Raw genomic sequence first — 15150 nt, forward strand, 5'->3', positions numbered from 1 at the left:
CGTCATCAAATGCCGTTGAAATTAGCACTTCAATCTTCGATAATTCTAGTCAAATGTTTTCTGTTTGTTCCTTTCATCACCTCTTTATTTGTGCAATACAAGTTAAAGCTATAAGATCGTTTTTTTCTTAGGCTTTGTTGAAAGAAATTCTTTGAGTTGTGGGCACTCTATGAAGATTCGAGGATACGATGAAAGGTTGGAATATCTCTATTTAGTTGCGAGAAGTGATTCTATCGCTTTTTACTGGGAGTCTATCATCGTGTTTATCTGTTGTCGTAAAGAGTGAAATAAAGCTCTTTTATATGCTCTCGTTCCATCCTGAATGAAGCCTGCTTCACGATTACTTATTGTAAGAATTTTTATATGGATTGCCCCTAGGTTTAGATACCCTTCGGTTACCCTTCCTTTACCCTTTGGTTACTCTAGAGGTAACCAAAGGGTAAAGGAAGGGTATGGAAATACTATCCAATGTAGGAGTAAAAAATGAGGGAGTAGCGATTTGGATTAGAGGAGATTAATGGGGGTTGTTTTACCGTTTGATCAAGAACTTTTACTATTTATCATAATAACTTATGGACTTGTTTATCGTGTATGGACGGAAAGTGAATATGCATTTGATTCTGGAGGATAAAAAAGATGGGCTATCCGAAGAGAGCCCATCATGCTTTTACTTATTATATCTTTTGGAGTACTCTTTAGGAGTTTCCCCATAAAACTCTTTAAAGCATTTTGTGAAGTAGGACTTATTGGAAAACCCTACTTGGTATAAAACTTCCGTAATGCTCTGTTCTCCTTTCTGAAGGTTTGCCGCAGCCTGTTTTAGACGATAGTTTCTAATAAATTCATTGGGTGAAAGTCCTGTAATACTCTTCATCTTACGATATAGCTGCATTCTACTATAGGCTAATTCTCTTCCAAGTTTTTCTACAGAGAAGTCCTCTTCCATAATATTTTCTAGGATCATTTGTTCTGCTTGTTTTACGAATTTCAGATCCGATTCACTCATTCCAGAAGGCGATTTATCGATAAGTAGAAAATTATTTTTGAACTTCTCACGAAGAGAGTTGCGTAGTTCTAATAATTTTTCTACTCTTATTACTAGGTGTTTGATATTAAATGGTTTTGGGATATACGAATCTGCTCCCATATCAATTCCTTCTATACGATGCTCAATTTCAGTTTTTGCAGTCAAAAGAATGATTGGTATATGATTTGTAATATCATTGGTTTTTACCAATCGACATAGTTCTAGACCATTCATTTCGGGCATCATTACATCTGAAATAATAAGATCTGGAATCACTTTTGTGACCTTCTCTAGGGCAACTTTACCATTCTCTGCTTCGATAATTTCATATTTGTTTGAGAGAATTTGGGCAATAAACTCCCTGATCTCTCTGTGGTCATCTACTACGAGAATTAATGGTTTGTTGGAAGTTACATCTTCATGATATTCTGCCTGTACTTCTTTCGTTGACTCTTCGTAATTGACCTCTTCAGTAATTTCATGTATTACTATCGTTTTAGTCTCTTTAAATTGGATTGGTTTTTCTGCTTTGTTGAATGGAATTCTTACAATGAAAGTCACTTTGCCATCTTCTGACACTACCCCCAGTTTCCCTTTATATAGTTCGACCATTCCATGTGTTAAAGTTAGCCCTATTCCAGAACTAGAGAATATCTGTTCTTGCTCATTGTTTTCATCTCTACTATAAAAACGATTAAAAAGAAGCGGAAGCTGTTCTTGCTGAATTTCTGCTCCCGTGTTTGTTACCACAAATTCAATATACTCCTTTAAAGAATGATCGACATTCCAATAAATTCCTTCTGGGTCAGGTTTCTGTCCTTTATTTGTTGCGTTGGCATAAATAGTAACAGAACCTCCTTTGTCTGTGTGTTTTATGGCATTGGATATAATGTTATAAAGTATGGTCTCTAACTTCTCTTTATCGAAATTAATCTTTTGCTGTTCATTAATGCTCTTATACTCTAGTTTAATTCCCTTTTTTTGTGCAACCTTTTGAAATGAAAGGACGATATTTCTAGAGAATACTACGTAATCGTCGAAAGAAATATCCAGTTTTAAATGTCCCGTTTCAATTCTTCTGAAATCAATCAGCTGGTTAATTAGTCGTAAGAGTCTATCTGCATTCGACTGTATTAGGTGTAGATCTTCTTTGGTATGAGAAGACAATTGTTCTTTGCTATCTATAATGTCGCTAACAGGACCTGTGATCAGTGTAAGTGGCGTTTTAAACTCATGAGAAACATTGGTGAAGAATTCTAACTTCTCTTTGTTTAGTTCTTGTATTTTTTCTTTCTCTAAACGTTCAATACTAAGTTTGTTTTGATATTCATGTTTTATCAAAATTACTTTTTTAAAGATCATTAATCCAGCGATAAAAAGAATGCCATAGAGAATGTATGCCCACCAAGTTTGCCACCATGGTGGTAGAACATTGATGCGAAGCGTTGCCGTCTCATCAGACCATATACCATCAGAGTTTGATGCACTAACCTTGAAAACGTATTTTCCTGGGTTCATATTGGCAAAGGAGGCTTGGCGTATTGAGTTTTCTGGATAGATCCATTCTGTATTGAATCCTTCTAACTTATAGCGATAAATGTTTTTGTTTGGTGAAATATAATGTAGACCCACAAAGTGAAGTGAGAATGTATTTTGGTCGTGTGTTAATGTAACACTCTTTAATTTATCAATACTTGTATTGATTTTTGGGAGTTCTTTGTTTTTATGATTGCGATCTAAAGTCTCATTAAAGACTTTCATCCCCGTTATCAAAACTTTCGGTTTGAAATTATTTTTACGGATCTTCTTGGGGTTAAAGGCAGTTACTCCGTTAATTCCTCCAAAATATATTTTTCCACTTTGTCCTTTACAAAAAGAGTACTTTCGGAAGTTATTGTCTTGTAATCCGTCCTCTTTATCGTAGTTTGTAAATCGCATCGTCTCTAGATTGAGGTTCGAAATACCATAGTTGGTACTCATCCACAGTTGTCCTTTAGGCGACTCAACAATTCCGTATACCACATCATCTGGCAGTCCATCAGAAGTCGAAAAATGGGATATTTTAAGTTTACATCCTTTTCTCGGAGTGATAATGCGATTTATTCCTTCACCAAATAGCCCTAGCCAGATATTGGTGTCGCATCCTTCCATTACTGTAAATACTTGATTGTTTGCGATAGTATTTTCTCTGTTAAAATGGTGTGTATAGGATATGAACCTATATGGTAGCCTTGTTTTCCTATTGATTCGAACATGGAATACCCCTTGTTTGTATGTTCCAATCCATAGATTATTGAATTTGTCCTCACATATATCCACGATATTATTAATCGTATAGTGGTTTTGTGGACTCTGACCTGTATAGTGCGTTATGCCATTAGGTCCTATTTTGGGGTCATATCTTACCAATCCAATATTAGTAAGAGAGGATCCCAACCAAAAGATCCCTGACTTATCGATAATGATCTTTGATATTTGTGATAGGTTATGGTTTAAAGAGTCTTTGAGAACAATATGTTGGTAATTCTCTATCTTCCTTGTATTATTATTCCAGTTGAATTTAATTAATCCAGGCAGATTACTTCCACAATAAATCGAACCATCTTTGTCCTGTGTGATAGTGTAGACTCTAGATACCTCTTGGGGGAGATTTACGTTAAAAACGGAATAGTCCGCACCGTTAAACTCCACGACATTAAGCCCTCTATTGAATGTTCCAACCCATAGCTTCCCTGTTGTATCTTCGAATAGACCATCAATGACATTGCTTTTAAGACTTTTATTTGTAATAGATTGACGCCTTATATGGATGAAAGGAGCTTGCTCTGTATTGGAGCTATTAAGTCCTCCTCTTACTGTTCCAATCCATAATACTCCAAATCGATCTTCGAAAAGTTTTCTTATGTTGTTAGATCCTAATGCTGTATTGTTTCGAACAATCTGTTTGTGTTGTATCCAGCTATTATATCGTTTATTATACTCAAACAACCCCTCTTTTTCTGTAGCCACCCATATCGTTCCTGTATGATCTTCAATAATATCTTTAATATATATTCTAGTTTTACTGTCTTCTTTCTTTAACGATACTTTTGTTATAGTTGTGAAATCTTTAGATCTGAATAAGCCTTCTGCAGACCCTAAAAGATATCCTTTATCTTTTATTTCTTCAATTTTACTTACACGAAACCCTAAGTCTTCGTTAAGAATGGTAGGTTCGGGAATATATGGAACACTTTTTTGAAGTGCCTTAATATCCCATGAAATGATGGTTTTATTGATACTAATTAAAAGTTTATTTTTTGAATTAATTATCATATCATACACTCTCTGAGGACTTTTGATCATCGTGTTGAGAAGTGGTATTTCTGTAATTTCAAGACTGTCTTTTATATTTCCTTTTTCTGCTGAAAATAAGCCATCATTGGTGCCAATAATAAATTTATTATCATCAATTTCTGTAATACTCGTAATTGCAGAATATGGCCATCCTTCAATGTTGCGAAACTTCTTCTCCGTTTCATTATATATACTCAATCCTTTGCTTGAGACAATCCAAATCTCTCCTTGCCGATCTGCATAACTGTAGTGAATCGTGTTGTCTAAAAGAGAGTTTTTGTTTCGAAATTCATGTTGAAATTTTAAAAACTTATATCCATCATATCTAAATAAACCGTTTGGAGTGCCGATCCATAGATAGCCTTCCTTTGATTGGGTGATTGTGGATACTGAATTTCTGGTAAATCCTTTATTGGCACTGTATCTTGTAACTCTAAAGCCAAATGATGAAGTGGTAGCCATCATCAGGAAGAGGAGCGCAAGGATATAAAAACGGAATATAATTCTTGAGTTCATGGCATTTAGTATTATTTGTTTGTTGTGTTAGTGTGTTGCAATATAAGTTAAAAAAAACTTATATTTATATCAGTTCAACCGATTTAATTGTTCCTTTTGGTTAAAATTGTTAAATCTAAATGAGAATAATGTTTTTTTATTTTAACTGTCTTACCTTAGTTTGCTTATGATATCTGTCTCATTTTTAACATGAAGAATTGTTTAAAATAAAAGGTTTTTTTGCAAGATTATGAACATGGAATAATGGAAAAAAAGAAAGTAACACTACAAGATATTGCTGACGCTTTGAATATTACTAGATCAGCGGTTTCAAAAGCATTAAACAACCATCCTAAAATGAGTAAGAAGACAAAAGAGATGGTTGCAAATATGGCAAAAGAGTTAAATTATAAACCGAACCAATTGGCCGCAGCTTTACGTAAGGGGAAGAGTAAATTAATAGGTGTGATCGTTCCTGCAGCGAACATTACTTTCTTCTCTTCTGTAATACGAGGTATTGAAGAGACTGTCAATCGTGCTGGTTATAGTGTAATTCTTACGCAATCGAATGACTCCGTGGAGAAAGAGAAGGAAATTATTGATACCTTGATTGAGACCCGAGTAGATGGGGTGGTTGCAGCACTCGGTTTGAATACCAAAGACTTTACTCATTTTGCTAAATTGAAAGAGGAGAGTATTCCATTGGTGTTTTTTGACCGTATTATCAAAAACTTTGATGTGAGTACTGTACAGATCGATGACTACCAAGGTGCCTATGATGCAGTATCTCATTTGATCGAGTCTGGATGTAAACGAATTGCTCATATGGGAGGTCATCAACACCTAGTTTTGTATCGAAATCGTTTCGAAGGTTATCGTAATGCATTGATAGATCATGGTTTTAATTATGATTCAGATTTGGTGTTCTTTAGTGATCTTCATCATGAAGATGGAAGAATAGAAATGAATAAATTATTAAAAATGAAATCTATTCCTGATGGAATTTTCTGCTCTAGTGATTATGTCGCAGTTGGATCCTTGCAAATTGCAAGAGAAAATGATTTCCATGTACCTAATGATATCAAAATTGTTGGTTTTAGTAATGAGCCTTTCACGTCCTTCCTTGATCCTGATATCTCTTCAGTTGATCAATCTAGTATCGTAATGGGACACAAATCAGGTGAAATTATTTTAAAAAGTGTAAGTGGTAATGAATCAAGTGATTATGTCGAGAATGTGATTCTGAAACCAACATTGATGTTAAGAAAATCTTCAAAAAAATTTTAGTATAAACATTTTTTTACATAGTTTTAGTTCAACCGATTGAAATATGTGTTGAAGAGCATGTTATTGACAGACTCTTCTTCATATAGATTGGATCAAATTTTTGTTTTTTTTTAGTTATTAATTTCAATCGATTGAAATATTGTCATTGTAGATATTTGTATTTGAATTTATTGCCGGTAATATTTTTTTTATACATGTATTTCAATCGATTGAATTTGTAAAATAGATATGAAGAATAGATTAATTAAAATCAGTCCGAAGGACAATCTATTGGTTGCACTTGAAGATATAGCACCAGGGGAGAAGGTCTTTTTTGAAGGGAAGGAACTTGATGTGATTAATGGTGTTCAGGTCAAACATAAGGTTGCCGAGCATGATTTTAACCAAGGAGATATAGTTGTAATGTACGGACTACCCGTAGGAAAGACATTAAAGTCTATACAAAAAGGAGATGTGATTACGACAGAAAATATCATTCATCATACAGGAGGTTTCTCTCAAAGTACCGGTGAATATCAGTGGACAGCTCCTGATGTAAAAGCTTTCGAAGGTCGAACGTTTAACGGTTATAAACGTAAAGATGGAAAGGTTGGTACTACGAATAATTGGTTGGTAATACCATTGGTATTCTGTCAGAATAGGAATATACGTATTCTACAAGAGATGCTTGAAGACCAATTAGGATATAAACGATCGCAGTCTAAAAAGATTGATATCCAAAATATTACCAATGCAATTAAGGGTGGTGCATCTGTTGAGGATGTTTTGCAATTAGATGTGGTAAGTGTAAATAATGAGTCAAATCGTTCACCTTATTTTCCTAATGTCGATGGGTTGAGGTTCTTAACACATGATGGTGGTTGTGGTGGCACAAGAGAGGATGCAATCGTATTAAGCAAACTTTTAGCTGGGTATATTGCCAATGCAAATGTTGCTGGAGCAACAATATTAGGTTTGGGATGTCAAAATGCTGAGGTTAAGTATATCAATGGGTTTTTAGAAGAGTTTGGAGTTCTTGGCAAAAAGCCTGTATACGTTTTAGAGCAGCAGCAAAGTGTGTCGGAGCGAGATTTTATTGCTCAAGCAGTAAAGATGACTTTCGCTGGACTGATGGAAGCAAATAAGTTAGAAAGAACACCACAACCTTTAAGTGAATTAGTTATTGGTTTAGAATGTGGTGGATCTGATGGTTTTTCTGGAATCTCGTCTAACCCTCTTCTAGGTTATATTAGTGATATGATTGTTGCTCTAGGCGGTAGTGCTATTCTATCCGAATTTCCTGAACTGAATGGAGTGGAGCAAAATATTGTAGATCGTTGTGTGAATACGGAGTATGCAGATAAATTCTCTTCTCTAATCCGTACTTATGCACAAAGAGCTAAAGAAGCGGGTTCTGGTTTCGAAGCAAATCCATCTCCAGGTAATATTAAAGATGGTCTGATTACGGATGCGATGAAGTCTGCTGGTGCTGCATTAAAAGGAGGAACGTCTCCGATTTTGGATGTGTTAGACTATACTGAAGTGTTAACAAAGAAGGGTTTGTCTCTATTATGTACTCCTGGAAATGATGTGGAATCAACTACAGGTTTGGCTTCAACAGGAGCGAACATTATTCTTTTTAGTACTGGTTTAGGGACTCCTACAGGTAATCCTACAGTTCCAGTAGTAAAAGTTTCGAGTAATACAACACTTTCAAATCGAATGAGTGATATCATTGATTTCAATGCAGGAGAGATTGTGACTGGAGAAAAAAGCATCAGAGATAGGGCTTTTGATTTGATGGAATATATCATCCAAATCGCATCAGGAAAAGAACTAGTTAAAGCTGAAAAATTGAGACAATACGACTTTATTCCATGGAAACGTGGGGTATCACTTTAAGGATATTAAAAGAAACCATATAATGAAATTAAATAGAAAGAACATCGATCGTAATCTTCCTGAACTTCCAATTAGAGTTTTACAATTTGGAGAAGGGAATTTTTTGAGAGCTTTTGTTGATTGGATGATTGACAAAATGAATAAAACACTTGACTTCAACGCAGGTATTAAAGTCGTACAACCTATTGATAGAGGTATGGTGGACATGTTGAATGATCAAGATGGCCTTTATACACTTTATATGAGAGGGCTTCAGAATGGGGAGGCTAAGAGTGAACATCACTTGATTGATGCGATCCAAGGCGGTGTAAATCCTTATACTCAACATGAGGAGTATATGGCTCTAGCAAGAGAGGAGTCTTTGCGTTTTGTTGTTTCTAATACCACAGAAGCAGGGATTGCTTTCGATCCAAATGACAAATTAGAGGACACCCCACAAAATTCATATCCAGGTAAGTTGACTGCACTATTATATGATAGATTCTGTCACTTTGATGGTGATAGCGATAAAGGGTTAATCATTATTCCTTGTGAGTTGATTGATGAAAATGCGGTACGACTTAAAGAAATTGTATTGAAATATGCTGCGATTTGGAGTCTCGGAGAGGCCTTTGTGGCTTGGCTTGAATCATCGAATTACTTCTGTAGTACTTTGGTCGACCGTATTGTACCAGGTTATCCTAGAGATCGTATGTCGGAGATTACAGAGGAGTTAGGTTATGAAGATAATTTGGTGGTTGAGGGAGAGTTTTTCCACCTATGGGTTATTCAAGCTCCTGAAGCCGTTCAGAAAGAGTTTCCAGCACCTGATGCTGGATTGAATGTGATCTATACAGATGATATTCGTCCTTATAAGAAGAGAAAGGTGCGTATCTTAAACGGAGTGCATACAGTTCTTGTACCAGTTGCCTATCTTTACGGATTGGATGCCGTAAGACAATCGATGGAGGATGAAGTGTGTGGTCGCTTTATTCAAAAGACTATTGATGAGGAGATTATTCCTGCATTGGATATGGATAAAGAAGCTTTAACGGTCTATTCAAAAGATGTTTTAGAGAGATTTAGTAACCCATATATTCACCACTTGCTATTGTCTATCTCTTTGAACTCTTTCTCAAAATTTGAGACTCGTGTATTACCAACAATTCTATCCTTTATTGATGAGAAAGGGAAAGCACCTGAGAGATTAACCTTTGCTTTTGCAGCAATGCTTTATTTCTATCGAGGCAAACGAAATATGGAAGATATTCCATTGAATGATTCTCATGAGGTATTAGACTTTATGTCGAAGGAGTGGAGCTCTGTTGAGTCGTCATTAGAATTTTCTGGTTTGGTAAACAATGTGTTGTCTCAAGACTCTTTCTGGAATGAAGATCTTACGAAAGTTCCTGGTTTGAGTGATGCCGTTACTCATTCTCTTCAGTTGATTCATGATCAAGGAATGAAAACAGCAATTGAGAACATGTTATAAATAGTTCACGAGTACTCTTAGGGCAAGGAGGGTACTCTCTACTTTTTAAACTAATAATATATTAACTCATGAAAATATCAAAAATAGACTCACATCAACATTTTTGGAAATATAGTACTGTTAGTCATTCTTGGATCTCTGATGAGATGTCTACCTTGAAGAAAGATTATCTTCCAGAGGACTTAAAAGTATGTCTTAAGGGGATTGATTTTGATGGTTGCGTTGCTGTTCAAGCAGATCAATCGGAAGAGGAAACGGAATTTTTAATCGAATTGGCAAATGACAATCCTTTTATTAAAGGTGTGGTCGGTTGGATCGATTTTAGAGCCGATGATATAGAGAGCCGATTGAAATATTTTAAGCAGTTTCCTATTGTAAAAGGATTTCGTCATGTCGTACAAGATGAACTAGATGACGAGTTCTTATTGGGTGAGAAGTTTATGAGAGGTATCTCTCTTTTGGCGAAGTATGGCTTTACTTATGATATTCTGATTCTTGCCAAACATTTAAAAGTTGCAAATGAGTTTGTAACCCATTTCCCAACTTGTCCTTTTGTAATTGATCATATTGCAAAGCCTGATATTAAATCCCAAAATATTAAGGAGTGGCGTGATGATATTTTTGAGATTTCTAAACATGAGAATGTGCTTTGTAAGCTTTCAGGAATGGTGACTGAGGCAGATTGGAAAGACTGGACAGATGTACAGATCCTTCCATATGTTGACACGATATTGGAGGCATTTGGTTGGGAACGAGTAATGATTGGTTCTGATTGGCCTGTTTGTACTCTAGCAGGTAGCTACCAAAAAGTAATGAATGTGGTGATGAATCGTATTGAATCTCTTCCTGAAGAACAACAAGAAGCAATATTAGGCGGTAATGCCATGAATTTTTATAACCTAAATAATGATTAATAAGATGAAACCTACATATATACAAGGAGATTATTCAAAAAGTAAATTTTTCGACGATACTAGTAGACTTGTGTGTGGTCTATCTGGATTAGGTGGTGTTTGGGGACACGTTGCGGAAGCTGATGCCGTGGATACTATTCTTTACGCACTCGAAAATGGAGTACGTGTATTAGATACAGCTCCTTCGTATAATATGTCTCAAGCTTATTTGGGAAAAGCATTGAAAGAATGGAGTGGCGAAAAGCCCTTTATTAGCTCTAAAGTGGGACGATTGAAAGCTGAAAAAGCAGATGATTGTGTGGTAGACTACTCTTCAGAGACTATGAGAAAGAGTGTTTACGAGAGTCTTGAGTTGATTGGTGTGGACTCGTTAGACCTTCTGTTTCTTCATGAACCTCATCTTGTTCCTGTAGAGAATATGGATCAAATCATGACATGCTTAAACGACTTGAAGTCGGAGGGAGTTGTTAAACGTCTAGGTGTTGGAGGAAATCCAACTGAACACTTTTATCCAGTTTTGAAGAAGGCGAATTTTGATGTGGTATCTGGTTTCCTTAAAATGGATGCATGTAACCTGACAGCATTTGATCGTGATATACCAACATTGAAAGCGGAAGGAATGGCTTACTATGCTGCTTCAGCCCTTCATATGGGACTATTGGGACGACGTTTGGATATGTATAATCATGAGCGTCCAAACAATGAGTGGATTACTAATATGGATGTCGATATTGCATTAAAGATGAAAGAGATAGCAGATGCAAATGAGATGACTTTACCTCGATTGGCTTTACGCTATATGTTCTCTATTGAAGAGGCAGATCGTGTGGTCGTAGGCCCTCATACAATTGCACAGATGCGTGATCTGTTGATTGCATGGAAAGAGGGGTCACTCCCAGAAATGCTATTTAATCAGATTACGGAAACCATTGTGACGATGAGAACCCCATCGCTAGTATAAAAAAGAGACTAACTAATTAAATCCCAGTAATATGAATATTAAAGATCAAGTAGTCCCACGTTCCATGCTCATGCCATTTATTTTGATCACGAGCTGTTTCGCATTGTGGGGATTCGCAAATGATATAACAAATCCTATGGTTGAGGCTTTCTCTCGTATTTTTAGTATGGGAGCGAGTGGAGGAACTTGGGTACAGGTAGTTTTTTATGGTGGATATGGTGCGATGGCTTTTCCTGCGGCACTGTTTATTCGTAAATATACTTATAAGTCTGGTATTTTGGTTGGTCTAGGACTGTATGCTTTAGGATGTCTTTTGTTTATTCCTGCAAGTTCTATAGGACTTTACCCACCATTTCTAATCGCGTATTTTATTATGACTTGTGGCCTTTCCTTTTTGGAGACGAGTGCAAACCCTTATGTTTTATCTATGGGACCAGATTCGACAGCCACAAGACGATTGAACCTTGCTCAAGCTTTTAATCCTATTGGATCATTGACAGGAATGTTCGTTGCTACGACCATGATTCAAGCAAATCTTGACCCAAGAGGTGCTGCAGAAAGAGCTACTCTTTTGCCAGAGCAGTTTGAAGCAGTGAAGTCGCATGATTTGCATGTGTTGAGTAATCCATATATCTCTATAGGCTTGGTTATCATCGCGATGTTTGTCATTATTGCAATTGCAAAAATGCCTAACAAAGAGGAGAGCGATCACCGTCTTAATTTATGGGGGACCCTAAAGAAGCTGTTTAAGATACCGAAATATAGAGAAGGAGTAATTACCCAAATGTTTTATGTAGGTGCACAGATCATGTGTTGGACATTTATTGTACAATATGGTCAGAGAATCTTTGTGCGTGACGGTTTAACTCCTCAAGATCTTGAATCAGGATGGTTGCATATTGTTGATTCTCTTGGCTTCTTGTCTTCTGATGTTTCTAAGGTAATCTCTTCAGGTCAAGGGGTGAATGGTCTTTCTCTAGGAGCAGGTGCTCATATTGCACAGCTTTATAATATCCTTGCGATGTTCTTCTTTCTAGTAGCACGTTTCGTATGTACGTTTATGTTAAAGTATATCCAACCAGGAAGACTTCTTCAGTATTTAGCCATTGGTGGTATTATTTTGGCTTCAGGAACTATTTTCATTGACGGAATGAATGGATTGTATTGCTTGATTGGTGTTTCTGCATGTATGTCTTTGATGTTCCCAACAATATATGGTATTGCTTTAGAAGGAATGGGTGATGATGCAAAGTTTGGTGCAGCTGGACTTATTATGGCAATTGTAGGAGGGACTGTTCTTCCCAAAAGTCAAGCATGGATAATCGATTTGAAACAGATTGGTAGTATGCCAGCAGTAAATGTATCCTTTATCTTACCATTGATATGTTTTGTGATTATCACCATTTATGGATACAGAACAGTAAAACGTCAAGCCTTATAATAACTAATTTAACTATGAAAAATAAAAATGCATATAAGAGATATTGTAAAGCAATGTCTCTTAGAAATGATCCTGAATTAATAAAAGAATATAAAAGGGTACATGCTCCAGGAGCAGCATGGCCTGAAGTTACACAAGGAATGTTGGATGTGGGTATTCTTGCAATGGAGATTTACCTATTGGATGCCCAGCTATTCATGATTATGGATACGGTACCCGACTTCGATCATGATAAAGCAATGATCGAATTGGCAACGAAACCACGCCAATCTGAGTGGGAAGCATATGTAGCGGAATTTCAAAATAGTTCGGAGGAGGCTACCGCTGATGAAAAGTGGAGATTAATGGAAAGAATATATAAGTTAGGATTGTAAAACACATTAGATATGAAACAGTTAGTTTGTTTAGAACCAGGTAAGTTTAAAATGAAAGATGTTGTAAAACCTTCGAGAAAAGAGGGTTGTGCATTGATTAAAATACAGAGAATTGGTATTTGTGGAACAGATCTTCATGCTTTTGAAGGAACACAACCTTTTTTCTCATATCCTCGTGTCTTAGGTCATGAGTTGTCTGGTGAAATTGTAGAACTAGATAATGAAGACGATGGTTTTGTTGTGGGAGAAAAAGTCACTTTTATTCCTTATTACCCATGTCATGATTGTGTTGCTTGTCGTAATGGTAAGCCAAATTGTTGTACAAATATTCAAGGAGCTGGAGTCCATATTGACGGTGGAATGGTGGAGTATCTTAATGTGCCACAGTATGCATTGATTCATGGACAGGGTATGGGATACGACGAGCTTGCAATGGTGGAGCCTATGGCAATAGGCGCTCATGCTGTACGTGTTTCCGAAATTAAAGAAGATGAGTTTGTTATTGTAACAGGTGCTGGTCCTATTGGTTTAGGTGCAATGGCATTTGCTAAGATAAAAGGAGCTAAAGTGATTGCTTTAGATGTTCAAGATAGCCGATTGGCTTTTGCAAAAGAGAACTTTGGCGCTGATTATGTGGTGAATGTGTTGAATAATCCAGTAGAAACGGTTAAAGAGATTACTGATGGGGATATGGTTACTACCATTATAGATGCTACTGGTAATAAGAGAGCTATTGAGGGTAGCCTTGATTATTTGGCTCATGGTGGTAAGATCACTATGGTGGGACTTCAACTAGAGAAATTTAGTTTTGCTCATCCTGAATTCCATAAGAGAGAGACTACGTTACGTAGTAGTCGTAATGCTACGCGTGAAGATTTTGATCATGTGATTGATAGCATGAAATCAGGCAAAGTGAATGTGAAACCATTAATCACTCATAGATCTTCATTTTCGAATTTAGTAGATAACTTCTCGTCTTGGTTAAACCCAGAGACAGGAGTAGTGAAGGCTGTAGTAGACCTTGACTAATAAAGAATAGTTTTGATTTATTTCTGAGGGTGTTCCTGCATGAGGGCACCCTTTTTTTGCTCTTATTATGCCTCAGATTTCTCTAAGTTGTTACTCCTTTCTAGATGTCTTTTTGTACCATTATTAAGTCTATATTTTTTTTATACTTTCCTTGTATCCTCCTATAGACCTACTTTATACATGAGGAGTGAATATCTATTTCTACTATCTCATATAGGACTTCTCTTTGTTGAAAGTAAAGGTAGAGAGTCCAAATTAAGATTATGTAATTGCATTCATGGTCCTTTAAAAGGTGATAATCTACTTTTAGTAACTCTTTCTCGAAGTCGTAAAACGTGTTTGTAAGATTACAAACTTGTTCTACGTGGATCATTTGGTGTCTTCTTTTTCTTGTTTGTAATAGTCATTGTAAATTGGAGTAATGCTGTTTTTTTATATATGATTTGCTCTTTTATTCACAATGATATGTTCCTTTTTCTAGAATAGAGATAAGTTATTCTTCGTTGATAATGGATTTGATCATCTAACTTTGTCTAGGTGTAACATGGTGATTCCAACCAATACAATGAGACTGTTGTATTTGCTTAAATATCTTTGTTGTATTCACTACAAGAGATGAATTATTCGATTTTCATGTGTACAGTTTGTATTATATACATCCTTATCTCCTTTTTAAAATAGAAAAGATAGTCTTGAATATTGTTGTAATATCCAGTAATTCAGTATTTATTGGGTGCCATTATACATATTGTTATAAAAGCATTACTCTTTGTGATATTATGCTTATTCTTAAATCTTGGTATCTCTTATGTTTGTATTCATATCATTGCTATTTGATGAATGATTGTAGCATTAGAAATTGAGTATGGTTTTAATGGTTTGGTGTATTGGTGCCTTTATTTAATAGAGGCACCACCAATCCATATTATCATTG

General features: G+C 35.9%; 9 protein-coding genes. 8 read left to right on the plus strand and 1 reads right to left on the minus strand.

From position 1 onward, the window contains the following. Positions 1 to 667 precede the first annotated feature (667 nt). The gene (locus K4L44_01525; GenBank protein ID QZE14579.1) at positions 668 to 4879 is read right to left on the minus strand and encodes a response regulator; all 4212 of its coding nucleotides are present in this window, start codon (positions 4877 to 4879) and stop codon (positions 668 to 670) included. Positions 4880 to 5122: 243 nt separating this feature from the next. Between K4L44_01525 and K4L44_01530 the strand changes: the two genes are divergently transcribed. From K4L44_01530 to K4L44_01565, 8 genes are all read left to right on the plus strand, one after another. Beyond that, the gene (locus K4L44_01530) at positions 5123 to 6145 is read left to right on the plus strand and encodes a LacI family transcriptional regulator (GenBank protein ID QZE14580.1); all 1023 of its coding nucleotides are present in this window, start codon (positions 5123 to 5125) and stop codon (positions 6143 to 6145) included. A 228-nt stretch (positions 6146 to 6373) separates the two neighbouring features. Continuing rightward, the gene (locus K4L44_01535; protein QZE14581.1) at positions 6374 to 8026 is read left to right on the plus strand and encodes an altronate dehydratase family protein; all 1653 of its coding nucleotides are present in this window, start codon (positions 6374 to 6376) and stop codon (positions 8024 to 8026) included. 22 nt (positions 8027 to 8048) lie between these two features. Further along, positions 8049 to 9497, plus strand: coding sequence for a tagaturonate reductase (locus tag K4L44_01540; GenBank protein QZE14582.1), 1449 nt, complete (start codon positions 8049 to 8051; stop codon positions 9495 to 9497). A gap of 68 nt (positions 9498 to 9565) precedes the next feature. After that, positions 9566 to 10411: an amidohydrolase family protein gene (locus K4L44_01545; protein QZE14583.1), complete on the plus strand. Its 846-nt coding sequence runs from the start codon at positions 9566 to 9568 to the stop codon at positions 10409 to 10411. Between the two features lie 4 nt (positions 10412 to 10415). After that, positions 10416 to 11372 carry an aldo/keto reductase gene (locus K4L44_01550; GenBank protein ID QZE14584.1) on the plus strand — a complete coding sequence of 319 codons (957 nt, stop codon included), beginning with the start codon at positions 10416 to 10418 and terminating at the stop codon, positions 11370 to 11372. Positions 11373 to 11403: 31 nt separating this feature from the next. Next, positions 11404 to 12813, plus strand: coding sequence for an L-fucose:H+ symporter permease (gene fucP / locus K4L44_01555; protein QZE14585.1), 1410 nt, complete (start codon positions 11404 to 11406; stop codon positions 12811 to 12813). Between the two features lie 14 nt (positions 12814 to 12827). Beyond that, a complete protein-coding gene (locus K4L44_01560) occupies positions 12828 to 13187 on the plus strand; it encodes an L-rhamnose mutarotase (GenBank protein ID QZE14586.1) in 360 nt (119 codons plus the stop codon). A 12-nt stretch (positions 13188 to 13199) separates the two neighbouring features. Then, complete coding sequence (locus K4L44_01565; protein ID QZE14587.1) at positions 13200 to 14216, plus strand: zinc-binding alcohol dehydrogenase family protein; 1017 nt, start codon at positions 13200 to 13202, stop codon at positions 14214 to 14216. Positions 14217 to 15150 lie beyond the last annotated feature (934 nt).

The sequence above is a fragment of the Prolixibacteraceae bacterium genome (assembly GCA_019720755.1).
GTDB lineage: Bacteria > Bacteroidota > Bacteroidia > Bacteroidales > Prolixibacteraceae > Halosquirtibacter > Halosquirtibacter laminarini.